Origin of the sequence: Micromonospora sp. U56, assembly GCF_018070095.1 — a bacterium.
Classification (GTDB): Bacteria; Actinomycetota; Actinomycetes; order Mycobacteriales; family Micromonosporaceae; genus Micromonospora; species Micromonospora purpureochromogenes.
Map to the genome: position 1 here is coordinate 1 of NZ_JAGPYL010000028.1, position 22,247 is coordinate 22,247.

Genomic DNA, 22,247 nt, shown 5'->3' on the forward strand with positions numbered 1-22,247 from the left:
GTGCGCGACCTGCTCGCCGCCCACCTCGACTCCGGCACGGCGCACTGGCCGACGGTGAGCGACCTGGTCCGGGGCGCCGACGAGCCCGCCGACCGGGGGCCCGCCGGCGCGGAGCGGGCGCTGGACGAGCCGCTGACCGAACGGGAGCTGACCATCCTGCGCTACCTGCAGAGCATCCTGTCCAACGTGGAGATCGCCAGCGAGCTGTCGGTGTCGGTCAACACCGTCAAGACGCACGTGCGCAACATCTACCGCAAGCTCGACGCGACCCGCCGGCGCGAGGCCGTGCGGCGGGCCCGCGAGCTGCGGCTGATCTGACGAGGCGCGGGCCGACCGCCGCCGGGCGGTGCGATTCCCGGCGGTGGTCGGCGCGGCCCGGTCAGCCGCCGGCCGCCGCGTCCACGGCGGCGAGCAGCTCCGGCAGGTCGTGCCCGCCCTGGTGCCGGACCTCGTTGATGAACAGGGTGGGGGTGCCGTTGACCCCGCTGCGGATCCCGCCGACGAAGTCCCGCCGTACCCGGTCGGAATACGCCTGCCGCTCGACCTCGGCGTCCACCTCCTCGGGTGGCAGGCCGAGCTGTTCGACGCCGAGGGACAGGTGCACCGGGTCCAACTGGTCCTGGTGCTCGTAGAGCCAGTCGTGCATCTCCCAGAACCGGCCGCGCCGGGCGGCCGCCTCGGCGACCTCGGCCGCGCTCTCCGCGTACGGGTGGACGTTGGCGATCGGGAAGTGCCGGTAGACCAGCCGGACGGTGGCGGTGCGCTGGCGCAGCACCTCGGCGAGGTTCGGGTATGCCGCGCCGCAGAAGCGGCACTGGAAGTCCCCGTACTCGACGATCGTGACCGGCGCGTCCACCGGCCCCCGGACGTGGTCGGTCCCGTCCACCGGCGTGCGCAGCCGGGCGGTGACCTGGAGCGGCGTCGTCATCGGGTCACCACCCGCCGATCGGAGACGAGTTGCTCCAGCGCGTCGAGGATGCCGTCGGCGCCCGGATTCACCTCCGGCGGCGACAGGTGGCTCCAGGCCACCGTCTGATCCGGGTCGAGCACCACCAGTGCCCGCGCCGACTCCCCGTGCGGGGTGTACGCGCCGTACCGGCGGGACACCTCGCCCTTGGGCTCGAAGTCGGCCAGCAACGGGAACGTGATCCCCCTGGCCTCGGCGAAGGCCTGGTGCGACCAGATGCTGTCGACGGAGAGGCCGAGCAGCGCCGCGTCATACCGCTCGAACTCCGGCATCGCGGCCTGGTACAGCGCCATCTGGTCACCGCAGACCGGCGTCCAGTCGGCGGGGTAGAAGGCGAGCACCACCGGCCGGCCGCGGAACTGCCCGGGGCCCGTACGGCGCCCGTCCGGGGTGGCCGGCAGGGTGAAGTCGGGCGCCGGGCTCCCGGGTGTGATCAGCCCGTCGGAATCAGTCATGACTCCCACGTTGCCCGCCGGCCGGGTGAAGCCGGTTCACCCGGGCCGGGTGGTCTCAGCGGCCCACCGTGACGTGGTTGTGGACCTCCCGGATGCCGGGGGCGGACCAGACGATCCGCTCCACCTCGTCGCGCTCGGGCACGGAGTGCACCAGGCCGTCGATGACCACGGTGTCGCCGTACACCCGGACGCTGATCCGGTCCGGCTCGGTGGCGCCGCTGCGGGCGAGCGCGTCGACGATCCGGTCGGGCAGCTCGTCGCCGCTCGGCGGGGTGGACGGCCGGACGGTGATGCCGTTGCTGACTCCGCGTACGCCGGTGAGCCGGCCGACCACCCGCTCGGCGGCCCGGCGCTGGTACTCCCATTCCACCCGGCCGCGCAGCGTCACCCACGCCTCGGCGACGGTCACCTCCAGGTCCTCCACCGGCACGAAGGCGTCCCACTCCAGGGCCCGCTCGGCCGCCCCGGCGATCTCCGTATCGGTGCGCTCGGCCGACGGGGTGATCCGCACGGCCAGGTCGTTGGCGACGGCCCGGACCCGGGCCACCCGGTGCGCGGCCCGCTCGGCGGCCCACTTCGCGGCGTAGCTGTCCACCCGTCCGGTCAGCGTCACCACCCCCTCGGCGACGGTGACCCCCACCTCGGCCGGGCTCACCCGGGGCTCCCACGTCAGCTCGTCGAGCACGTCGGTCTGGATGTCCTGGTCGGTACGCGTCACGATGCTCGCGCTGGCCATGCGCTCACTCCTCCCGGGATCGGGACACGGGGCGGGCACACAGCCCGCCGAACCGCGATCCTGCCGGCAGACCGGATGAGTGCCCCTCACCCGCACCGGGTGACCGGCTGCCGGGCATCGACAACCCGGGGTGGGCTCGGGCACGATCGGGCGGTCGGCGATTGGCGGGGGCGATGGACGGGGTGCGCCGGGCGGGGCGGGCGCTGTGGCGGGTGGCCCGGCACGAGTGGACCCTCGTGGTGCTCGCGTCACTGCCGCTGTCCGCCGCGCTGACCTGGCCGACACTGCGCGACCCGGCCGGCACCCTCCCGCAGGACACCGGCGACCCGACCCTGCAGGCGTGGCAGGTCGCCTGGGGCGGGCACGCGCTGCGCACCGACCCGGCCCACCTCTGGCACTCGAACACGTTCTTCCCCGAGCCGTACACCTACGCCTACTCGGACACCCTGCTGGGCTTCGCCCCGTTCGCCCTCATCGGCGAGGGGCCGGTGGCCGCCGTCGTCCGCTACAACCTGCTCTACGTGGTGGTGCACGCGCTCGCCTTCGTCGGGGCGTACGCGCTGTCGCGGCAGTTGGGTGCCGGGCGGGCGGGGGCGGCGGTGGCCGGGGCGTCGTTCGCGTACGCGCCGTGGAAGCTGGCCCAGGCCGGGCACCTGCACGTGCTCAGCATCGGCGGGGTGGCCCTCGCGCTGGCCATGCTGGCCCGGGGCCACGGCTGGTCGCTGCGCCACGGGTACCGGCCCGACCGGGTCCGTCCCGGCTGGGCGGGAGCCGGTTGGGCGGTCGCCGCCTGGCAGGTCACCCTGGGCTTCGGCATCGGCCTGCCGTTCGCGTACGTCCTGGGTCTGCTCGGCCTCGCCGTCGCCGGGGCGTACGGCGTCACCTGGTGGCGGCGGCGGTCCCGGCCGGCGGTTCCGCGCGGCCTGTTCCTGGCCGACCTGGCCGGGGTCACCGGGTTCGCCGGGGTGAGCCTGCTGATGGCGGCGCCGTACCTCGAAGTGGTGGCCCGCCACCCGGCCGGCCGGCGGACGGCCGCGCAGGTGGCGATGTTCTCCCCGCCGGCCGGTGGCTTCCTGACGGCGCCGCCGGAGTCGTGGCTGTGGGGCGAGCGGCACGGCGCGGCGCGGGCGGCGCTCGGCTTCCCGGGGGAGATGACCCTGCTACCCGGCGTCGTGCTGATCGCGCTGGCGGTGGCCGGGCTGGTCTTCTCGGCCTGGCGGGTGTGGCAGCGGATCGCGCTGGCCGCCGGGGTGCTGGTCAGCCTCGCCCTCGCGGCGGGGACCAGCTTCGGCGGCGACGGCGACCCGGGCTACCTGACCCTGATGCGGCACCTGCCGGGCTGGGACGCCCTGCGCACTCCGGGCCGGCTGGTGCTCTGGACGACGCTGCTGCTGGGCGTGCTGGCCGCCGGGGCGCTGACGGTCCGGGAGCGGCCGCCGGCCGGGGCCGGTCGCGGGGACTGGCGTCGGTGGGCACGGGTGGCGCTGGCGCTCCCGGCGCTGCTGGTGCTGGCCGAGGGGGTGAACCGGACCCCGCACGTGCCGGTGCCGGCGCAGCCGGTGGCGTTGCGTGGCGTCGCGGGCCCGGTGTTGGTGCTGCCGCTGGGCGGCATCCGCGACTACCACGTGATGCTCTGGTCGACCGACGGCTTCCCGTCCACGGTGAACGGGCTGGCCTCGTTCACTCCGGACAGTCAGCAGCGGATTCGGGCGGCCGGCGCGGGTTTCCCGGACGCCGGGTCGGTGGCGTACCTGCGGGCGGCCGGGGTGCGCACGGTGGTGCTGCTGCCCCGGTACGCGACCGGCACGCCGTGGCAGGGCGCGGCGGCCCGTCCGGTCGACGGGCTGGGCATCCACCGCGAGCGGGTCGGCGACGCGGTGGTCTACCACCTCGATCGGGCGAGCTGACTGGGAGCGCTTCCACAGAGACCGCTGGGGCGGCTCGTACACCCAGACCGGCACCGCCGTGTCGGTGCGGGACGCCGGCTGGAACGGTGCGCTCGGCGCCGGCGCCACCACCAGCGTCGGCTTCCTCGGCAGCTCGAGCGGCAGCACCGGCGTACCGGCGGTCACCTGCACCAGCCGCTGACCGGCCGGCGCGAGCGACCGTGCAGTGCGACGTGGCGGTGTCCGGAGTTCCGGACACCGCCACCTCGTTCTGATCCACCCGGGCAGTCCCCGGCGTGCCGTCGCCTCAGCCGTCGAGGCCGACCGGTGAGTTCGGCCGGTCCACGTCGACGAACTCGATGTCGTCGACCCGACCGTCCCGGCTGCCGGCGGCCCGCGCGGCGGTCCCGGCGGCCCAACCGATCGCGGCCCCGACCAGCGCCGCGCTGATCAGCAGCGTCCACGGCAGGGCCGGACGGCGCCCGGCGAGCGCGTCGAAGGCGAGCGTGGCCCGACGCCGGGCCTCGTCCGCCGCCGAGCCCACCAGGTCACCGGCGTCGGAAAGGTGGGTGCCGCCGCGGACCGACCGCGCCGTGTCCCGCACGCTGTCACCGGCGGAACCGACCGCCGAGACCAGCTGCTGCCAGGCCTGGTCGGTGATCCGCTCCGGCTTGCTGCGGCGCTCCAGCAGGTTGCTGCCGAACATGGGTACCTCCTCGGGGTGCCGAAGTCTGCGGCCACTTCGGACGTCGACGTCTGCGGCGCGTCACGGTCGCCTGTCCCGCCAGTGCCCATCCGGGACGCGCCGCAAACCCGGTTCGGAACCCTCAGCGGACCATGACCACCGCGACGCCCCGGGCGAAATCGTCGTCGTCGTCATCGTCGTCGTCCCCGCCGCCGAAGCCGCAGGCCAGTACGAGAGCGAGCAGCGCACCGACACCGGCCAGGCCGAGCAGTCTCTTGAGCATCGATCGTTCCTTCCGTCGTGGTGGAACCCTCGCCCGCCGACCCTAGGCGGGTGGGGCAACTCCGGGGGATCGGCGCGCGGCACCGGGGCTCGCCGGGCGGGCGGGTACGGAATCGACTGGACCGGGGTCGCTACCCTGGATCGGTTGGAGCGGCCGAACCCGGTCGCTCGTTGGAATGAACGGGACCAGGAACAACCCGGGGAAGAACGGTCCGGTCCGTCCGGATCCGCGAATTGCTCATCCCGGGGGGTGGCGACCGAGGCCGTCGGAGGAATACTCTCGGTCGCGGCCCGCGTACTGATGAGGCGCCCGTGAACGGGCGAGTGGAGGTGCTCGCGTGAGCCTGTCGATCGTGAAGTCGGTTCTGCCGGGTGGTGTCATGGAGATCGCTCCGCGAGGGGAGATCGACGTCGACACCGCGTACGAGGTTCGTGAGGCGATCGCCGAGGTGCTCGCGAAGGGCCGTCCGTCCCGGATCGAGCTGAAGATGCGACTCGTCACCTTCATCGACTCGGTCGGCATCAGCGCGATGGTCGCCGGGTTCCAGACGGCCGAGGTCAGCGGCGTCAAGCTGGTGGTCACCGAGCCCAGCCGGTTCGTCCACCGGCAGCTCTGGGTCACCGGTCTGCTCGGCCTCTTCGGCGCGCCGGAGCCCTACTTCGCCGGCGCCGCGGCCCCGGCCCCCGAGGTCCTCCCCGGCGCCTGACGCGCGTCGTCGGTGAGCCGGCCGGGTCGCAGCACCGTCCCCGGCCGCTGGTGATCCACTCCATGTCGCCGATGTGGCGGTGACCCGCGCCCGAGGACCCCGCCACGTCGCCGGAACGGAGCGGATCAAACCGGCCCGGACTCGGCCACCGTCATCTGCACCTGGCCGAAGTTGGCCAGGGTGGCCGCCGCACGCCGCGCAGCCGCCCGTGCGGCAGGTCCGGGGCGTTGACGTTGCGCACGCTCTCCACCGGCCCGGCGGTCAGCCGGGGCGGCAGCTCCAGCGCCACCCGGGCGGCGGTGTCCAGTGCCGCTCCGCGTCGCGTACCCGGGCGGCGGCGGAGACCGCGGCGCCGCCGCTGACGGCGGTGGCCTCGCATGCCGCCTGCGATTGCCAGCCCGGCCGTCGTACGGGACGATCGGGCGACCGACGAGGGGTGGAGGGTGGAGTGGTCCGGCGGGAGTCGTTCAGCTACACGGTGCAGGCGCGCTGCTCACGGGCGGACGCGGTGGCGCTGTTGAGCGATCCGGCCCGGCAGGGGGAGCTGCATCCGCTGATCGTCCGGGTGCGCCGGCTGCCGACCCGTCCGGGCGCGCGGGCGAGCTACGCCATCACCGACCGGCTGGAGCTGGGGCCGCTGCGGTTCCCGGTCACCTACCAGGCCGACGTGCTGGTGGTCACCGACGACGAGATCGTCACGGTGGCCCGGCAGCAGCCCGGCACGACCGTGCGCAACCACACCCGGCTCCAGGAGGAGGGCGACGTGCTGCGGATCGACGTGGAGATCACCCTCTCCGCGCCGGCGCCGCTGTTCGGGTACGCGTTCCGGCAGGCCCGCGCCGCGCACCTGGGCCTGGCCAGCCGGCTCGGCGCGGTGCTGGACCGGGAGGCCGACGGCGGCCCGGTCCCGAACTGACGCCCCCGTCCACTCAGCGGCGGCCGACGGGCGTCGCCGCCGTCCGGCGGGGCGGCGGGACGGCCCGGCGGTTGCGGCCCCACGGCTTCCAGGTGGAGATCACGGTCATGGTGACCAGCAGGCCGGTGGAGACCGCCGGGGCGACCACCACGTCGATGCGCTGGTGTGCGGTGGCGTCCGGTCCGGCGGCGGCGCGCAGGTTCGGCGTCAGCGCGAACAGCACCAGGCCGATCATCACCGTGGTGAGCACCAGCTTGACCACCACCCAGCGCCAGCGCAGCAGCCCCCAGGGGGTCAGCAGCGCGCTGGTCACGCCGATCACCCAGACCAGCACGCTCAGCGGCGCGAAGAGCCAGGTCGCCACCAGCGCCGCCGCCGGGTAGACCACGCCCGGGTCGGCGCCGCGCAGCCCGGCGATGCCGAGGCTGAGCAGCACGAGGTCCGCGCCGAGCCAGCCCAGCGCGGTCACCAGGTGCAGGGTGAGCAGGGTCTTGCGGCCGTCGGGGGAGAGTCGGGTCATGCCTCGATGCTCGCCCGGCCGTCGCGCTTGCGTCGTGGGCCGGGCGACGACACTCCGGGTACGTCGGCGCGCGTACGGCGGGGCCCGTCCGCCTCGGTCGGGCCCCGCCGCCGGTCGGTCAGTAGACCGACAGGTGCACGTGGTTGGTGTGGTCGCTGGACGGGTCCCCGCCGGCCCCGCTGTACGACTTCCACCCGCTGCTGGGCAGCCAGATCTGCCGGTACCAGATCACGTAGAGCACGCCGAGGCGGTCGGCGTTGCGGACGTGGTACGCGGCCAGGTTGTTGCCGTACGTCCGGTCGCCGCCGGTCGCGTCCCCGCCGAAGCCGCTCTTCTGCGCGGCGAAGTCGCAGGCCCGGCCCTTGGGATGCTCGCCGGAGCCGCTGGGGCGGTAGCAGGAGACGTACCGGGTGAAGCCGGCCGCCTGGCTCTGCTGGAGCGCGTTGAGCATGCGTGGGGTGATGCAGCCGTTGGCCGGGGTCGGGTCGTTGACGCTGCACGACTCCGAGGGCCAGGACCCGTCGGGGTTGCGCGGCGCCGGCCGGGCGTTGGCGGTGGAGGTGCCGGCGTTGGAGCCCCCGGTGCTGGCGGCGGGCTTGTCCGCGGCGGCCACCGCGAGCGCCCGTTCGGCCTGCTGCTTGCGCTTGGCCATCACCGCGACCTGCTTGCGCTCCTCGACGATCTCCTTGTCGAGCGCGGCCCGGGTGCGGGTGGCGTCGTCGCGGGTCCGGAGCAGGTTGCGCAGCTCCCGGTCCTCGTTGGAGGCGACGGTCTCCAGCGCCGCCGCCCGGTCCAGGAAGCCTTCGGGGCTGGAGCTGTTCAGCAGCGCCGACACCGGCCCGAGCCGCCCGGTCCGGTACGCCACGCCGGCGATCTCGCCGACCTTGCCCTGCCGGACGGTCAGCTCCGACTCCATCGTCTTGAGCTGGTTGCCGAGCTCCTGCTGCCGCTTGGTGGAGCGTTCCAGCGCGGCCTTGGCGTCGATCCAGCCCTTGCTGGCCGCGTCGAGCTGGGCGCGCAGCGCGGGGGTGCCGCCCTCGGGGTCGCCGGGGGCGGCGAGCCGGGTGGCGGGGGGAGCGGCGGTCGCCGGGGCCGGCGCGGACGACACGCCGAGGGCGAGTGCCGCGACGACCGCGGCCGCCAGTCGTGCGGTGGTAGTTCGTACGTGCATGCACATGTCCTTCCGTCAGCCGCCGACCGGGTTAGCTGACGGGTTCGGGACGGAAGATCCCTACCGCTGACGCGGATGCACCCCACGAACATGGTTCCCCGGCTCGCCCTGGCAGGCGATTAGGCGGCGGCCACCGCCGGCACCGGAGGGTGCCGCCTGGCGGAGGCCGGGACCGAGCCTACCGGTACGGGTGTGACACCCGCCCGTTTCGTGACTGAGGGTACTGGAGTGAATCCTGGTGTAGGTGGCACAACGGGACAATAGGTGTCCGATTTCGTCACCACTCGACCTGCCCGCAGGCGCCGGGAGCGGCTCCCGGCTCGATCTGGAGGGTGGCGTGCTCGATGTGGAAGTCCTCGTGCAGGGCGGTGCGGGCGGCGGCCAGCACCGTGCCGACCTCGGCGCCGGGGGCCATGGTGAGGTGGGCGGAGGCGATCTCCATGCCGGAGGTGAGCGTCCAGACGTGCAGGTCGTGCACCTCGGCGACGCCGGGGACGGCGGTCAGCCGGTCGTGCACGGCGGTCACCTGCAGATGCTCCGGGGCGGCCTGGACCAGGATGCGCACCGCCGCGCGGCCGAGTCGCCAGGTGCGGGGGAGGATGAACAGGCCGATCGCGACCGCCACCGCCGGGTCGGCCCACCACCAGCCGGTGCCGGCGATGAGCAGCGCGGCCCCGATCACGCCCAGCGAGCCGAGTAGGTCGCCGAGCACCTCCAGGTACGCCCCGCGCAGGTTGATGCTCTCCCGTGCCCCCTCGTGCAGCAGCGCGAACGCGACGAGGTTGGCCAGCAGGCCGAGCACCGCCACCGCCAGCATCGGCCCGGTCCGCACCTCCGGCGGGTCGCCGAACCGGCGGACCGCCTCGATCAGCACGTAGATCGCCACCCCGCTGAGCAGGACGGCGTTGGCGAGCGCGGCCAGCACCTCCAGCCGGTAGAGCCCGAAGGTGCGCTGCGGGTCCCGGTCGCCGTGCCGGGTGGCGGTGATGGCGGCCAGCGCCATGCCGATGCCGAGCACGTCGGTGAACATGTGGCCGGCGTCGGAGAGCAGGGCCAGCGAGCCGGTGCCGAACGCGGCGACGGCCTCGACCACCATCAGCACGGCGAGCAGCGCGAAGGCCGCCCAGAGTCGCCCCCGGTGGCGGTGCGCCGCGTTTGTTGCCGACCCGTGGTGGTCATGACCTGCGCCCACGCCCACACCCTCCGTCGCCCCGGCGGCCCGAACCCAATCTATGCTCACATCGCTATGTATGCAACTAACCCCCACACCCATCCTTCATCGGCCGCACTTTCAGAGAAAGCGTGGCTGTTCCGCGCGCGGAGGCCCCTCTTTCTCTGAACGTGCGGGCTCGGGGGCGCGACGCGGGGCGGGCGCGGGTGGGGTTGTTAGGGGGTGGGGTCGATGGTGGTGAGGCGCTGGGTGGCGCGGGAGAGGGCGACGTAGAGGGTGCGCACGCCCGAGCCGGGGTCGGCCCGGATCTCGCTCGGGGCGATGAGCACGACGCCGTCGTACTCCATGCCCTTGGCCTGGAGGCTGGTCACCACCTGGAGCCGGGAGCCGCCGCGCCCGCCCAGCCAGCCGGCCACCTCGTCGCGGCGCGGCACCGGCGTGATCACGCCGACCGTGCCCTCGACCTCGGTGAGCAGCGCGTCCACCGCCTGCACGGTCGCTGCCGGCAGCCGGTCGGCGGCGACGGTCAGCGCGACCGGCTCCACGCCGGTGGAGCGGACCGCCGTCGGCAGCTCCAGGTCGGGGTAGAGCCGGCGGATCTCCGCCGCCGCCACCGCGAAGATCTCCGCCGAGTTGCGGTAGTTCGTGGTCAGCGCGAAGCGGTGCCGCCGGCGCCGGCCGAGCGCCTGGTCCCGGGCCCGGTCCAGCTCCTGCGGGTCACCCGTCCAGGCGGTCTGCGCCGGGTCGCCCACCACCGTCCAGGAGGCGAGCCGGCCGCGCCGGCCGATCATCCGCCACTGCATCGGCGAGACGTCCTGCGACTCGTCCACCACCACGTGCGCGTAGTCGCGGTAGTCCTCCGGACGTTCCCGGGCCGCCGCCCGGGCGGCCCGCTGCCGGTCGGCGAACGTGCTCAGCTCGCGGACGCCACCGGCCAGCCGGTACGGGTCGCGCTTGGCCCGGGCCGGCTGCACCGGCTTGCCCAGCAGCGCGTCCAGTTCGTCGAGCAGCGCGACGTCGGCCACCGTCAGCCCCTGTGCGTCCAGCGCCCGGTACGCCTCGACCAGCAGCGCGGTCTCCGCCCGGGACAGGATGCCGCCGGCGTAGCGGCGCAGCCGCTCCGGCCGGGCCAGCCAGCCCAGCACGTGCCGCGGGTGCAGCCGGGGCCACCACGCCTTGAGGAACTCGCGGAACTCCGGCCGGTCGATGATCTCGTCCTCGAAGGCGCGCTGCTCCGGCAACCGGGTGACGGCCAGCCGGCGGGCCTGGGCGTACAGCGCCGCGAGGACCGCGTCGAAGGCGACCCGCCGGACCTCGTTGCGCCGCCCGCCCCGGGACAGCGCCCGGTCCCGGAAGCCGTCCAGCTCGCGGCGCTCCAGCCGGAGCAGCTCGCCCCGGTAGAGCAGGCGCAGCTCGTCCGGCCCGCCCGGCACCGCGTCGCGCACCGCCCGCTCCAGCACCTTGCGCATCCGCAGCGAGCCCTTCACCGCCGCCACCTCCGGCGGGTCGGTCCGGGTCGCCGACATGCCCGGGAAGAGCGAGCCCAGCGAGTGCAGCGTGGCGGTCTCCTCGCCGAGCGAGGGCAGCACCGAGGCGATGTACTCCACGAAGACCGAGGACGGGCCGACCACCAGGATGCCGCCGCCGGCGTACCGGCTGCGGTCGGAATAGAGCAGGTACGCGGCCCGGTGCAGGGCGACCGCCGTCTTGCCGGTGCCCGGGCCGCCGGAGACGATGGTGACCCCGGAGCCGGGGGAGCGGATCGCCTCGTCCTGCTCCTGCTGGATGGTCGCCACGATGTCGCGCATCCCCCGGCCGGTCGCCCGGGAGAGGGTCGCCAGCAGGGCCCCGTCGCCGACCACCGCCATCTCGGCCGGCGCCGACTCCGGGTCGAGCAGGTCGTCCTCGATCCGGGTGACCTTCTCGGCCGACGACTGGATGGTGCGCCGCCGTACCACGCCCAGCGGCTCGGCCGGGGTCGCCTGGTAGAACGCGGCGGCGGCCGGGGCGCGCCAGTCCACGACCAGCGTCTCGGCGTTCTCGCCCCGCACGCCGAGCCGCCCCACGTGCAGCACCTGGCCGGTCCGCAGGTCGAGGCGGCCGAAGACCAGCCCCTCGTGCTCGGCATCCAGCACGTACCGTCGCTGCGCGGCGTGGAACACCATCGCGTCCCGCTCGACCAGCGCGCCGAAGTTGCCCACCCGGGCCAGCCGGTAGCCCTCCTTCTCGGCCTGCGCCGCCGAGCGGCGCAGTTCGGCCAGGCGGGCGTACACCCGGTCGAGATGCCGCTGCTCGGCGGCGATCTCCTGCTCCAGGGTGGTCTGGTCGGTCAACGTGACGGCTCCTGTGCGACGGCGGCGGCCGGGCGCGGGCGCACGCCAGGCGGAATGAGGGTACGGGCAGCCTGCCACCCCCCTTCGGGGCCATACCGTGTCCCGCGACGTCCGCCACCCTCCACGGGCCGCTCAGCCGGCCGGAACCGGCTCCGTCGCGCCCGTCGTCGTCGGCCCGGTCCGGCCGATCTCCGTGGCTCCGGTCTCGGCCGGGTCGATCTCCGGCGCGTCGGCCAGCACCCGGTCCAGCACCCCGGCCAGCGCGGCGTTCACCTCGTCCGGCCGCTCCATCATCAGCATGTGCCCGGCGCCGGGGCAGACGGTCAGCTCGGTCACCGGCAGCGCGGCGGCGATCGACTCCGCGCAGGGCGGCGGGGTGAGCCGGTCCCGGTCGCCGACCAGCGCCGCCGCCGGCAGGTGGGCCAGCTCGGCCAGCGTCTCCAGCCGGTGCTGGGCGCCGATCGACGCGCGGAACCCGCCGATCGAGCGCAGCGAGGCGCGGGCCACCGCCGAGGTGACCAGGCGGATGTCGGACGGGTCGCAGCGGTCGCCGAAGAGCATCCAGCGGATGCTCGGCCGCAGCGCGCGCAGCAGCGCCCGTGGCGGGCGCCAGGAACCGCAGCGGGCCAGCACCCCGGCGCCGGTGGTCTCGGCGATCCGGATCAGCCGGGCGATGCGCGGCGACAGCCCGTAGACCGTGTGCGTGTGCCCCTCGGCGGTGGTCGAGACGAAGACCAGCCCGGCGGTACGGGCGGCGAAGTGCTCGGGATGGCGGTGGGCGTACTCCATCACCGTCATCCCGCCCATCGAGTGGCCGACCAGCACGACCCTGCCGGTCGGGGCCACCGCGTCGACCACCGCGGCGAGGTCGTCCCCGAGCTGGGCCAGGGTCGCCGTGCGCAGGGCCATGCAGCTGGACCGGCCGTGCCCGCGGGCGTCGTAGGTCACCACCCGGACCCGCCGGCCGAAGCGGGCCGTCAGGTCGGTGAGCTGCCGGTGCCAGGCCCGCCCGTCCAGCGTCCAGCCGTGCAGCATGATCACGGTGACCTCGGCGTCCGGCGACCCGGTCACCTCCACGTGCAGGCGCACGTCGTCGGGAAGCCGTACCTGCTGCTGCTCCGACATCGTGACCTCCCCGGGCCGTCCGGTCCCCTCCTACCGGGTTGACCCGGCGGTAACACCGGCTACCCGTCATGACACCACGCGAACCGTGGTGGTGAGAAGATTCGCAACCCGCCCCGCGAGGCCGGATCCGTGACCAGGCTGGGGACATGACCGGTTCGAGCGCGGGAGCGGCGCGGACGCCCCGGGCCGCGCTGGCCGAGCTGCTGACCGGCAACCGCCGCTTCGTCAGCGGGCAGCCGGTGCACGGCCACGACGTCACCGCCGCCGCAGCCGTCGCCTCCGGCGACCAGCAGCCGTACGCGGTGCTGCTCGGCTGCATCGACTCGCGGGTGCCGCTGGAGGCGATCTTCGACCAGACCTTCGGGTCGATCTGCGTGATCCGCACCGGCGCGCACGTGCTGGACCGGGCGGTCTGCGGCTCCATCGAGTACGTGGTGAGCCAGCTCGGGGTGCCGCTGGTGATGGTGCTCGGCCACGAGCGGTGCGGGGCGGTCGCCTCGGCGGTGGACACCCTGCGCACCGGGGAGCGGCCGGGCGGCTCCCTGGCGTACCTGGTGGACCAGATCGCCCCGGCGGTGACCGAGGTGGGGGCGGACGACCCGCGCGCGCACCCGATGGCGGTACGGCGGCACGTGCTGCGCACGGTCGCCACGCTGCGCGCCGACGACCTGCTCACCGGGCCGGTCGCCGAGGGTCGGGTGGACGTGGTCGGCGCGGTCTACGACCTGGCCACCGGCGAGGTCACCCTCCTCGACAACTGACCGGCCCGCCGGTCCGAACCGGGGCCGGGGGCGGCGGCGATGCCGCCGGAGGCGTATCCGGGAAAGACGGAACCGCCCGCCGGGGTGACCCGACGGGCGGTTCCAGGTGGTGCTTGGGGGGAGGGCTCAGCCCTCGAAGACGCCGGCCTCGACGAGGCGCTTCTCGGTCTTGTCCCAGCCGTCGCCCGGGTGGGTGGCGGCGAGGTTGTTGATCTCGGCGCGGATCTTGGCGGCGTGGCCGGCGGCGGCCAGCACCCGGATCTCCTCGACGAAGGCGTCCGAGTCGGTGCGCAGGTGCGCGGTCTTGCCGTTGGTCAGGTTCCGCACGTAGGCGTGCTTGCCGCCGTTGAGCGGGATGAGGTACTTGAACTCGCCCAGCACGCTGAGGGCGCCACCCTGGCCAGCCTGGCCGGCCCGGACTGACGCGCGCGCGGTCTTAGAGGTGTTGCTCGCCACGGAGGTACTCCTTGCAAGACGTACGGGAGGACGGAAAACGTCCGGGGGCTGAATGCGGGAGACGCCCGGATGAGCCTCGGCCCGCGAAGAGGTACGACGGCGCAGAACCGCCCACAGAACTGTACACGAACACGATGCCTGGTCGGCCACCGTGCCTGTCCGGAGAGCACAACCGGGTCACCGGTCCGGGTATTTCCCCCCGGCGAATTTTCCGATTCGCTGGCGCACCATCCGTCACAGAGTCATCATGTGTTGCAGGAACCACTCGGGTTGTCGAGGTCGTAGGGGAAGACGCACCTCGGTCTCCGGGAGGTCACCGTGCCAACGCGTGGCGTCGTATACGTCCACTCGACCCCGCTCGCCGTGTGCTCGCACGTCGAGTGGGCGATCGCGCGCGTCCTCGCCGCGCCGGTCAACCTGCAGTGGACGGGCCAGCCCGTCGATCCCGGCGCCCGCCGGGCCGAGTGCGGGTGGACCGGTCGCCCGGGGACGGGCGCCGAACTGGCTGCTGCCCTCCGGCAGTGGCCCATGATCCGTTTCGAGGTCACCGAGGAGCCCAGCCCGGGCGCCGACGGTGAGCGCTTCATGTACGTCCCCGGCCGTGGCCTGTTCCGCGCCACCGTCGGCGCGGCCGGCGACGTCCAGCTCGGCGAGGACCGGCTGCGCAGCATCATGGCCACCGTCCGCGCCCCGGAGGCGCTGGCGCACGCCCTGGACAAGGCGCTCGGCACCGCCTGGGACGCCGAGCTGGAGCCTTACCGGTACGCCGGGGACGGCGCCCCGGTGACGCTGCTCACCCGGGTCGGCTGAGCCCGGGCCGCGCACCTGGACACCCGGTGGGGGACCGGCACACCCCACCGGCCGGCCGCCCGGCTCCGGTTGCCGCCACGAGTCGGCAGCGGGTTTGATGGGCCGCGTGCCGACCTCACCGCGACGTGCCGGCGTCGCCCTCGCCGCCCTGACCGCGCTGCTCGTCTCCGGGTGCTCGGCGGAGCCGGAACGACCGCGCCCGGCGCCGAGCCCGTCGGCCTCGGCCACGCCCGGCCCGGCCGGCACCCCGGCGGCCGACCCGGCCGCCCGGGCCGCCGCGCTGGTGGGCACGCTCACCGACGAGGACCTGGTCGGCCAGGTGCTGATGCCCTACGCGTACGGCAGCTCCGCCACCGAGGTCACCGCCGCCTCGGCCGCCGGCAACCGCGCTCTCGCCGGGGTCGACACCCCCGCGCAGATGGTCGCGAAGTACCGCCTCGGCGGCCTGATCCTGGTCGGCTTCAGCGCCGACGACCCGACCTCCGGCAACCAGGCCACCACCAACGTCGACAACCCGGCCCAGGTGCGCGACCTCACCACCGGGCTGCGCGCCGCCGCGGCGAAGCTCCCCACCGGGGCGGCGCCCTTCCTGATCGGCACCGACCAGGAGTACGGCGTGGTGACCCGGATCACCGACGGGGTGACCACGCTGCCCAGCGCGCTGGCCGCCGGGGCGGCCGACGACCCGGCGCTGACCGAGGCCGCCTGGCGGGCCGCCGGCACCGAGCTGGCCGCGATGGGGATCAACCTGGACTTCGCCCCGGTCGCCGACGTGCTGGCCACCCGCAGCACGGTGATCGGCTCCCGCTCCTTCGGCGCCGACCCGAAGCGGGCGTCCGCCCAGGTCGCCGGCGCGGTGAAGGGCCTGCAGAGCGCCGGCGTCGCGGCCAGCGTCAAGCACTTCCCGGGTCACGGGCTCAGCGCCGCCGACTCGCACAAGGACCTGCCGGTGATCGGCCAGCCGCGCAAGGAACTCGACGCCACCGCGTTCCCGCCGTTCACCGCCGGCATCGACGCCGGGGCGATGGCGGTGATGTCGGCTCACCTCGACGTCAAGGCGGTCGACCCGGGCACCCCGGCCACCTTCTCCCGCAAGCTCCTCACCGACGTGCTGCGCGGGCAGCTCGGCTTTCGGGGCGTGGTGATCACCGACGGGATGAACATGGCGCCGGCCAAGCGCTGGGCGCCGGGCGAGGCCGCGGTCCGGGCGCTGCTGGCCGGCAACGACCTGATCCTGATGACGCCGCACGTCGGCCAGGCGTACGACGGGCTGCTGGCCGCGCTGCGCGACGGATCGTTGCCCCGGCCCCGGCTGGTCGAGGCGGCCACCCGGGTGCTGACCATGAAGTTCCAGCTCGCCGACCGGCCCGCCCCGGCGATGTCCACGCTGAACAGCGCCGAGCACCGCAAGGCGGCCAAGGACCTCGCGGCGGCGGCGGTGACCGTGCTGCGCGGCGCCTGCGGCGCCCCGGTCCGCGGCCCGGTGACCGTCACCTCCTCCGCCGGCCGGGACCACACCCGGGCCGCGCTGACCGAGGCGCTCACCGCGGCCGGGGTGCCGGTGGCGCCGAGCGGCGGCACCAAGGTGCACCTGGTCGGCTACGGCGACGGCGCGGACGACCTGAGCGCCGACGCGGCGGTGACGGTGGCCATGGACACCCCGTACGTGCTGGAGAAGGCGAAGTCGCCGACCCTGCTGGCCACCTACTCCTCCAGCCGTACCTCGATGACCGCCCTCGCCGACGTGCTCGCCGGCCGGCAGCGGCCGGGTGGCCGGTCGCCGGTGGGGGTGCCGGGGCTGCCGGCCACCACCTGCGCGGCCTGAGGTCCCCCGCGACCGGCCCGGACGGTCCCCGTCCGGCTGATAGCGTGCGGTGGTCCACCAGGGAAAGCCGCGCGGGAGGGGGCGAGCGCCGTGACGCGACCGGAGCCGGCCCTCTCGGTGGTGGTGCCGATGTTCGACGAGGAGAGCGTCCTGCCGCTGCTCGCCCGGCGGCTGCGCGCGGTCCTCGACGGCCTCGGCGAGGCGTACGAGGTGGTGGCCGTCGACGACGGCAGCACCGACGGCACCGGGGCCGGGCTGGCCGCGCTGCGCGCCGGCTGGCCCCAGCTGCGGGTGCTGCGGCTGCGCCGCAACAGCGGCCACCAGGCGGCCCTGGTCGCCGGGGTGCTCCGGGCCCGTGGCCGGTACGTGGTCAGCATCGACGCCGACCTCCAGGACCCGCCGGAGACGATCGTCGAGATGCTCCGCCTCGCTCGCGCCGACGACCTCGACATCGTCTACGGCGTCCGGGCCGACCGCCGCACCGACAGCGCGTTCAAACGGTGGACCGCGGCCGGCTACTACCGGCTGATGCGCCGCCTGGTCGGCAAGCAGGTGCCCGCCCAGGCCGGTGACTTCCGGCTGCTCAGCCGCGCCGCCGTCGAGGCGCTGCGGGAGCTGCCCGAGCGCAGCCCGGTGCTGCGGCTGGTGGTGCCCTGGCTCGGCTTCCCCAGCGGCGAGGTCAGCTACCAGCGCGACGAGCGGGCCGCCGGGCGGACGAAGTACCCGCTGTCCCGGATGGCCGGGCTGGCCGCCGAGAGTGTCACCAGCTTCTCCGCCGCGCCGCTGCGCTTCGCCACCTGGCTCGGGCTGGCCGGGGTGGCGGTCTGCGGGGTGCTGGTGGTGGTGGCCGTCCTGGCCTGGCTGGCCGGGTCCACCGTCTCCGGCTGGCCCTCGCTCTACGTGGCGGTGCTCTTCCTCGGCGCCGTGCAACTGCTCTGCCTCGGCCTGCTCGGCGAGTACGTGGCCCGGATCTACACCGCCGTGCAGGGCCGGCCGGCGTACTTCGTCGCCGCCGACAGCGCCGACAGCGCCGACAGCGCCGACAGCGCCGACAGCGCCGACAGCCCCGGCAGCGCCGACAGCCCCGCGGGCGGAGTGGCCGCCGCCGGCCCGGCCGGTGCGGGCGAGCTGGCCGACAGCCTGCGGTGACCGCCCTCGCCACCGGCGACGCCGCCCGCGCCGCCGCCGCGCCGCGCCGCCGGCCGGCCCCGGCCCGCTTCGCGCCGGCCCTGTCCGGGTACGCCTTCGTCGCGGTCACCCTGCTCGCCGCCGGCACCCCCGCGGCGGACCTGATCCGCTACACGCTCTACGCCGCGCTCGCCGTGGCGCTGCCCGGCACGCTGCTCTGGCGCGCGCTGCGCCGCCGGCCGCACACCCTGGTCGAGGACGTGGCGATGGGCGCCGCCCTCGGGCTGGTGCTGGAGCTGGCCGCCTGGGCCGCCTGCACCGCCGCCGGCCTGCCGGGCTGGCTGCGGCTCTGGCCGGTGGCGGTGCTGCTGCCGTACGCCGCCGTGCCCCGGCTGCGCCGGCACTGGCGGGCCGGCGGGACGACCTCGGTGCCGACCGGCTGGGCCTGGTCGCTCGCCGGGGTGGTCGCCGGGTCCACCCTCTACCTCAGCGAGTCGTTCCTGCGGGTCAACCCGGTGCTGCCCACCGACGAGGGGCAGGCCCAGTACATCGACCTGGCGTTCCAGCTCTCGCTGGCCGGCGCGGCCACCCACCAGGTGCCCCCGGAGGTCCCCCAGGTGGCCGGCGAGCCGCTGCACTACCACTGGTTCGGCTTCGCCCACCTCGCGGCGGCCAGCCTGGTCAGCGGCGTCGACCTGCCCACCGTCTTCTTCCGGCTCGCCGTGCCGGCGCTCTGCGCGCTCGCCGCCGTGCTGGTCGCGGTGGTCGGCTGGCGGGTCACCGGCCGGCCGTACGCCGGGGTGGTCGCCGCCGGGCTGATGTTCACCGTCGGGGAGTTCGGCTTCGAGAACGGGCTGCGGCAGCTCTTCGGCAGCCAGGTCACCTTCATCGTCTGGGGCAGCCCGTCGATGACGTACAGCTGGGTGCTGCTGCTGCCGCTGATCGCCGTGCTGGCCGAGATCGTCGGCCGGGCCCGGGGCAGCACCGTCCCGCCGGTGGGCCGGGGCGCCTGGGTGCTGGCGGTCCTGCTGCTCGCCGCCTCCACCGGGGCCAAGGCCAGCTCGGTGCCGGTGGTGCTGGCCGCGCTGGCGTTCACCGTCGCGGTGCTGCTGGTGACCCGGCGGCGGCCGTCCCGGCCGGTGCTCGTCGCGGCGGCGCTGGCCCTGGCGGCGCAGGTGTTCGCCACCGCCGTCCTCTTCGCCTTCGAGAGCCACGGCGTGACCGTGGAGCCCTTCTCCGGGCTGCGCCCGTACGTCGGCGCGGGGCACTCCGGCCCGGTGACGGCGCTGCTCTGGGCCGGGGTCCTGGTCGCCTTCCTGCTCAACCTCCAGCTCCGCCTCGCCGGCGTGGTGGCGCTGCTGGGGCTGCGGCGGTGGCGGCTGGAGCCGGCGCAGGTCTTCCTGCTCGGCGGGGCGCTGGCCGGTCCGGCGGTCTACCTGCTGCTCGCCCACCCGGGCAGCAGCAACCAGTACTTCACCCGGACCGGCTTCACCTTCGGGGTGCTGCTGTCCGGCTGGGGCTTCGTCGAGCTGCTGGACCGGGCCGCGCTCACGACCCGGGGACGGGTGCTGCTCGGCGCGGGCGCGGCGAGCCTGGCGCTGGCGCTGACCGCGTACCAGCTGCGCTTCCCGGCGATCGTGCCGCCCGACCGGCCGTACGCCGCGGTGCTGCCGCTGCTCTGCTGGGCGGCGGCCCTGCTGGTGGCGGTCGTCCTGGTGGCCCTGCTCTGGCCGGGGCTGGTCGACCGGTGGCCCGGGCTGGCCGGCCGGGGTCCGCTGGTGCTGCTCACCGCCGTGCTGGTGGCCGGCGCGCCGGGCCTGGTGCTCGACGCGGCGGCGGCGCGGTACTTCACCAACGGCGGGGCGTACGCGGTGGAGCGGATGCCGGCCTCCCGGGTGCAGGCGGCCCGCTGGGTGCGCGCGCACAGCGCGCCGGAGGACGTGCTGGCGACCAACGTGCACTGCCGGGTGGTGGTGAGCGGCTGGTGCGACGCCCGCTCGTTCTGGCTCAGCGGCTACGCCGAGCGGCCGGTGCTGGTGGAGGGCTGGGCGTTCGCGCCCCGGATGGTGGGCCGGCCCGAAGGCCCGTACGCCCCGTTCTGGGACGCCGAGCGGCTGCGCGCCAACGACGCCGCGTTCACCGCGCCCACCGCCGCCGGCCTGGCCGAGCTGCGCGACCGGTACGGCGTGCGCTGGCTGGTGGTCGACCGCACGGTCGGCCCGGAGTCCGCGGACCTGGCCGGGCTGGCCGACCTGCGCCACGAGAACGCCCGGATGGCCGTCTACCGCCTGCGTTGACGCCCGGCCCGCCACCGGCGGGCCGGGCGTCCGGCGCTCACTTCGGCAGGTTGGTGCTCGACTTGGCCAGCTGGTACGCCGGGAGCAACGCGGTGAACTCCTCGTCGACGGGACGCTCCCGCGGGTGCCGGCGGTTCAGGCCGGGCGGTGGGCGCGCAGCATCAGCGAGACCCCGGGCAGCGACCGCACCGGCAGGTACCGCTCGGCGGTGACGACGGTGCGCAGTCCCAGGTTGACCAGCGGGTGCAGGTCGCCCAGGTCGCTGCCGGTGGAGGTGCGGCGCCGCCAGGCGGCGACCGGGCGGAGCAGCACGTTCCAGCTCCACAGCTCGTCGACCACCAGGCCGGCCTTCTCCACCACCGCCCGCAGCGACTCCCGGTCGTAGCGGCGGACGTGCCCGACCGCCTCGTCGTGGGCCGACCAGAGCGCCATGTCGCAGGGCACCGCGATCAGGGTCGTCCCGCCGGGGCGTAGCGTACGGCGGATCTCGGCGGCGGCCAGGTGGTCCTCGTCGAAGTGTTCGAGGATGTCGAAGGCGACCACCAGGCCGAGGCTCGCCGAACCGACGGGCAGGTGCCGGGCGTCGGCCCGGATCACGTCGAGCCCGCGTTCCCGGGCCACCCCGGCGCCGTCGGCGCTGTACTCCAGGGCCACCGGGCGCCACCCGTGCGCCCGCAGCACCCGGGTGTTGCCGCCGCCGGCCGCGCCGACGTCCAGCGCCCGCCCGGGACGTGCCCCGGCGGCGGCCAGCCGGCGCAGCGACCGGGCCAGCAGGGCACGCCGCTCGCGGTACCACCAGTGGGTGTCCTCGAGCGCGGCGAGCTTGCGGATCTCCGTCGCTTCCACGGCGTGCTCCTCGCGGTTCGGCGGCCGTTGCCCCTCAGTGCACTCTAGTGAGCTCACGAGCGGCAGTTTCACCTTGCGGTGAGACGGTCCCGGCCTGACCCACAGGTGCGGTGCCGGGCAGACGCTTCACTGCCACCAGCCGCGCGAGCGAGGTCTTAGTGAGCGTCCGGGGTGGTGGTGAGCCCTTGCGCCGGGAATGCCGGCAGCACGGTCAGGACCCGCGCCGGTCGGCGGGCCACCGCGGCGACGGGGCCTCACGCGAGGAGCGCTGACACCTTGCGGTAGAAGTCGCGAATGTGCCGCTCGACGCGAGTCGCGGCGAGCTCGCCGTCGCCGTCTGCGATGGCCGCGTAGATGCCCTGGTGGTCGCGGCGCAGCCGGGTGGCGGCCTGCTCCCAGTCGGCGATCTTGTCGAAGGTGCGCAGCAGGTCGTGCCGGAGCGCGTTGCGCACGGCGATGGTCATGTCGGCGATCAGGCGGTTGCCGGCGGCCTCGGCGACGGTCACGTGGAAGTCGGTGTCGAGGTCATTGAACTCCTCGCGGCTCAGCTCCGGGTCGTCCATCCGGTCGAGCAGCTCCCGCATCCGGGCCAGCTGCTCCGGCGTGGCGTGTCCTGCCGCGAGCCGGGCGCTGGCCCGCTCCATGGTGACCCGGGCCTCCACTACGTCGTCGAGCGGAAAGTTCGAGAGCGCGACGTGCACCCGCAACAGCCGGCTCAGGCCGGTGCTCGGCATGCCGGCGATGAGGTTGCCCGACTCCGGCCCGGTGCCCACCTGCGGCCGCCGGAGCACGCCCTGGGCCTCCAGGACCCGCAATGCCTCCCGGATCGCGGCGCGGCTGACCCCGAGCATTCCGGCGAGCTCCCGCTCCGGGGGCAGGCGGTCCCCGGGGCGCAGCCGACCGGCCAGGATCTGCTCCTCGATCTGGTCGAGGACCAGCTCGTAGGTGCGTGATCGGGAGAGCGGCTGCCACTCGGCAGCGTCGGTCATCGGGTCCTCCATGACGGCGAAAAGGGGATGGCGTGCCTCTGGACAGCTGGGCCCTCCTACATTACCGTCTGGCCAGCGAGTACTTGGTCAGACCAAAGCTTCACCGGACCAACCAGCATTCCACCCACCTCGCCAAACGGGCCCGTCGGCGCGTGGGTGACTTCCCACACGACCCCGTCCC

24 protein-coding genes and 1 riboswitch are annotated in these 22,247 nt (G+C 74.9%); of the genes, 10 read left to right on the top strand and 14 right to left on the bottom strand.

Annotated features, from left to right (window positions below; translation table 11 throughout):
* On the top strand, positions 1 to 318 hold a 318-nt coding region (locus tag KBX37_RS12555; RefSeq protein WP_210776081.1), incomplete at its 5' end, for a helix-turn-helix transcriptional regulator.
* 61 nt (positions 319 to 379) lie between these two features.
* Here the strand turns inward: KBX37_RS12555 and KBX37_RS12560 are convergent.
* From KBX37_RS12560 to KBX37_RS12570, 3 genes are read right to left on the bottom strand one after another with little or no spacing between them, the layout of a single operon-like run.
* Entirely contained in the window at positions 380 to 928 is a 549-nt protein-coding gene (locus KBX37_RS12560) for a DsbA family protein (protein ID WP_210776082.1), read from the bottom strand.
* Complete coding sequence (locus KBX37_RS12565; protein WP_210776083.1) at positions 925 to 1,422, bottom strand: redoxin domain-containing protein; 498 nt, start codon at positions 1,420 to 1,422, stop codon at positions 925 to 927. Before KBX37_RS12565 ends, KBX37_RS12560 begins: the two co-directional genes overlap by 4 nt.
* A 55-nt stretch (positions 1,423 to 1,477) precedes the next feature.
* Positions 1,478 to 2,158 carry a BON domain-containing protein gene (locus tag KBX37_RS12570; protein ID WP_210776084.1) on the bottom strand — a complete coding sequence of 227 codons (681 nt, stop codon included), beginning with the start codon at positions 2,156 to 2,158 and terminating at the stop codon, positions 1,478 to 1,480.
* Between the two features lie 173 nt (positions 2,159 to 2,331).
* Between KBX37_RS12570 and KBX37_RS12575 the strand changes: the two genes are divergently transcribed.
* Both KBX37_RS12575 and KBX37_RS34430 read left to right on the top strand, forming a co-directional pair.
* Entirely contained in the window at positions 2,332 to 4,065 is a 1,734-nt protein-coding gene (locus KBX37_RS12575) for a hypothetical protein (protein ID WP_247657843.1), read from the top strand.
* Positions 4,052 to 4,246, top strand: coding sequence for a cellulose binding domain-containing protein (locus tag KBX37_RS34430; protein WP_210776131.1), 195 nt, complete (start codon positions 4,052 to 4,054; stop codon positions 4,244 to 4,246). Before KBX37_RS12575 ends, KBX37_RS34430 begins: the two co-directional genes overlap by 14 nt.
* Before the next feature lie 105 nt (positions 4,247 to 4,351).
* Here KBX37_RS34430 and KBX37_RS12585 read toward each other — a convergent pair whose 3' ends face one another.
* Positions 4,352 to 4,750, bottom strand: a complete 399-nt coding sequence (locus KBX37_RS12585; protein WP_210776086.1) for a hypothetical protein — start codon at positions 4,748 to 4,750, stop codon at positions 4,352 to 4,354.
* A 121-nt stretch (positions 4,751 to 4,871) separates the two neighbouring features.
* The gene (locus KBX37_RS12590; RefSeq protein WP_210776087.1) at positions 4,872 to 5,012 is read right to left on the bottom strand and encodes a hypothetical protein; all 141 of its coding nucleotides are present in this window, start codon (positions 5,010 to 5,012) and stop codon (positions 4,872 to 4,874) included.
* A 337-nt stretch (positions 5,013 to 5,349) separates the two neighbouring features.
* On the opposite strand from KBX37_RS12590, the gene KBX37_RS12595 reads away from it, so the two are divergent.
* Positions 5,350 to 5,718, top strand: coding sequence for an STAS domain-containing protein (locus KBX37_RS12595; RefSeq protein ID WP_210776088.1), 369 nt, complete (start codon positions 5,350 to 5,352; stop codon positions 5,716 to 5,718).
* Positions 5,719 to 5,869: 151 nt separating this feature from the next.
* Here the strand turns inward: KBX37_RS12595 and KBX37_RS12600 are convergent, their stop codons facing one another.
* A complete protein-coding gene (locus KBX37_RS12600; protein WP_210776089.1) occupies positions 5,870 to 6,007 on the bottom strand; it encodes a hypothetical protein in 138 nt (45 codons plus the stop codon).
* A 147-nt stretch (positions 6,008 to 6,154) separates the two neighbouring features.
* Here KBX37_RS12600 and KBX37_RS12605 point away from each other — a divergent pair, with 147 nt between their 5' ends.
* Positions 6,155 to 6,634 carry an SRPBCC family protein gene (locus KBX37_RS12605; RefSeq protein ID WP_247657834.1) on the top strand — a complete coding sequence of 160 codons (480 nt, stop codon included), beginning with the start codon at positions 6,155 to 6,157 and terminating at the stop codon, positions 6,632 to 6,634.
* A gap of 13 nt (positions 6,635 to 6,647) precedes the next feature.
* Here the strand turns inward: KBX37_RS12605 and KBX37_RS12610 are convergent, their stop codons facing one another.
* The 5 genes from KBX37_RS12610 to KBX37_RS12630 form a co-directional block, all read right to left on the bottom strand.
* Positions 6,648 to 7,154, bottom strand: a complete 507-nt coding sequence (locus KBX37_RS12610) for a hypothetical protein (RefSeq protein WP_210776090.1) — start codon at positions 7,152 to 7,154, stop codon at positions 6,648 to 6,650.
* A gap of 118 nt (positions 7,155 to 7,272) precedes the next feature.
* Positions 7,273 to 8,325, bottom strand: a complete 1,053-nt coding sequence (locus KBX37_RS12615) for a hypothetical protein (protein WP_210776091.1) — start codon at positions 8,323 to 8,325, stop codon at positions 7,273 to 7,275.
* Positions 8,326 to 8,329: 4 nt separating this feature from the next.
* Positions 8,330 to 8,461: riboswitch (cyclic di-AMP (ydaO/yuaA leader) on the bottom strand.
* A 141-nt stretch (positions 8,462 to 8,602) separates the two neighbouring features.
* A complete protein-coding gene (locus tag KBX37_RS12620) occupies positions 8,603 to 9,517 on the bottom strand; it encodes a cation diffusion facilitator family transporter (protein ID WP_210776092.1) in 915 nt (304 codons plus the stop codon).
* A gap of 194 nt (positions 9,518 to 9,711) precedes the next feature.
* Complete coding sequence (locus KBX37_RS12625) at positions 9,712 to 11,829, bottom strand: AAA family ATPase (protein WP_210776093.1); 2,118 nt, start codon at positions 11,827 to 11,829, stop codon at positions 9,712 to 9,714.
* A 132-nt stretch (positions 11,830 to 11,961) separates the two neighbouring features.
* The gene (locus KBX37_RS12630; protein WP_210776094.1) at positions 11,962 to 12,954 is read right to left on the bottom strand and encodes an alpha/beta fold hydrolase; all 993 of its coding nucleotides are present in this window, start codon (positions 12,952 to 12,954) and stop codon (positions 11,962 to 11,964) included.
* A gap of 146 nt (positions 12,955 to 13,100) precedes the next feature.
* Here KBX37_RS12630 and KBX37_RS12635 point away from each other — a divergent pair, with 146 nt between their 5' ends.
* Positions 13,101 to 13,715, top strand: coding sequence for a carbonic anhydrase (locus tag KBX37_RS12635; protein WP_210776095.1), 615 nt, complete (start codon positions 13,101 to 13,103; stop codon positions 13,713 to 13,715).
* Positions 13,716 to 13,841: 126 nt separating this feature from the next.
* Here the strand turns inward: KBX37_RS12635 and KBX37_RS12640 are convergent, their stop codons facing one another.
* Positions 13,842 to 14,171 carry a hypothetical protein gene (locus KBX37_RS12640; RefSeq protein WP_088960914.1) on the bottom strand — a complete coding sequence of 110 codons (330 nt, stop codon included), beginning with the start codon at positions 14,169 to 14,171 and terminating at the stop codon, positions 13,842 to 13,844.
* 318 nt (positions 14,172 to 14,489) lie between these two features.
* On the opposite strand from KBX37_RS12640, the gene KBX37_RS12645 reads away from it, so the two are divergent.
* The 4 genes from KBX37_RS12645 (at position 14,490) to KBX37_RS12660 (ending at position 20,231) form a co-directional block, all read left to right on the top strand.
* Positions 14,490 to 14,981 carry a DUF3145 domain-containing protein gene (locus KBX37_RS12645; RefSeq protein ID WP_210776096.1) on the top strand — a complete coding sequence of 164 codons (492 nt, stop codon included), beginning with the start codon at positions 14,490 to 14,492 and terminating at the stop codon, positions 14,979 to 14,981.
* 97 nt (positions 14,982 to 15,078) lie between these two features.
* Complete coding sequence (locus KBX37_RS12650; RefSeq protein WP_210776097.1) at positions 15,079 to 16,806, top strand: glycoside hydrolase family 3 protein; 1,728 nt, start codon at positions 15,079 to 15,081, stop codon at positions 16,804 to 16,806.
* A gap of 90 nt (positions 16,807 to 16,896) precedes the next feature.
* A complete protein-coding gene (locus tag KBX37_RS12655) occupies positions 16,897 to 17,955 on the top strand; it encodes a glycosyltransferase family 2 protein (protein ID WP_307849048.1) in 1,059 nt (352 codons plus the stop codon).
* Positions 17,952 to 20,231 (top strand): hypothetical protein, encoded by a 2,280-nt coding sequence (locus KBX37_RS12660; protein ID WP_210776098.1) that lies wholly within the window; start codon positions 17,952 to 17,954, stop codon positions 20,229 to 20,231. Before KBX37_RS12655 ends, KBX37_RS12660 begins: the two co-directional genes overlap by 4 nt.
* Before the next feature lie 135 nt (positions 20,232 to 20,366).
* Here the strand turns inward: KBX37_RS12660 and KBX37_RS12665 are convergent, their stop codons facing one another.
* Positions 20,367 to 21,077, bottom strand: a complete 711-nt coding sequence (locus KBX37_RS12665; protein WP_210776099.1) for a bifunctional 2-polyprenyl-6-hydroxyphenol methylase/3-demethylubiquinol 3-O-methyltransferase UbiG — start codon at positions 21,075 to 21,077, stop codon at positions 20,367 to 20,369.
* Positions 21,078 to 21,331: 254 nt separating this feature from the next.
* Entirely contained in the window at positions 21,332 to 22,066 is a 735-nt protein-coding gene (locus KBX37_RS12670) for a FadR/GntR family transcriptional regulator (protein ID WP_210776100.1), read from the bottom strand.
* Between the last annotated feature and the right edge of the window lie 181 nt (positions 22,067 to 22,247).

Coding starts and splice junctions, on each gene's coding strand:
- KBX37_RS12560 (WP_210776082.1), bottom strand. CDS start 928: ATGACGACGCCGCTCCAGGTCACCGCCCGGCTGCGCACGCCGGTGGAC.
- KBX37_RS12670 (WP_210776100.1), bottom strand. CDS start 22,066: ATGACCGACGCTGCCGAGTGGCAGCCGCTCTCCCGATCACGCACCTAC.
- KBX37_RS12575 (WP_247657843.1), top strand. CDS start 2,332: ATGGACGGGGTGCGCCGGGCGGGGCGGGCGCTGTGGCGGGTGGCCCGG.
- KBX37_RS12635 (WP_210776095.1), top strand. CDS start 13,101: ATGACCGGTTCGAGCGCGGGAGCGGCGCGGACGCCCCGGGCCGCGCTG.
- KBX37_RS12590 (WP_210776087.1), bottom strand. CDS start 5,012: ATGCTCAAGAGACTGCTCGGCCTGGCCGGTGTCGGTGCGCTGCTCGCT.
- KBX37_RS12565 (WP_210776083.1), bottom strand. CDS start 1,422: ATGACTGATTCCGACGGGCTGATCACACCCGGGAGCCCGGCGCCCGAC.
- KBX37_RS12650 (WP_210776097.1), top strand. CDS start 15,079: ATGGGCCGCGTGCCGACCTCACCGCGACGTGCCGGCGTCGCCCTCGCC.
- KBX37_RS12585 (WP_210776086.1), bottom strand. CDS start 4,750: ATGTTCGGCAGCAACCTGCTGGAGCGCCGCAGCAAGCCGGAGCGGATC.
- KBX37_RS12610 (WP_210776090.1), bottom strand. CDS start 7,154: ATGACCCGACTCTCCCCCGACGGCCGCAAGACCCTGCTCACCCTGCAC.
- KBX37_RS12630 (WP_210776094.1), bottom strand. CDS start 12,954: ATGTCGGAGCAGCAGCAGGTACGGCTTCCCGACGACGTGCGCCTGCAC.
- KBX37_RS12615 (WP_210776091.1), bottom strand. CDS start 8,325: ATGCACGTACGAACTACCACCGCACGACTGGCGGCCGCGGTCGTCGCG.
- KBX37_RS12570 (WP_210776084.1), bottom strand. CDS start 2,158: ATGGCCAGCGCGAGCATCGTGACGCGTACCGACCAGGACATCCAGACC.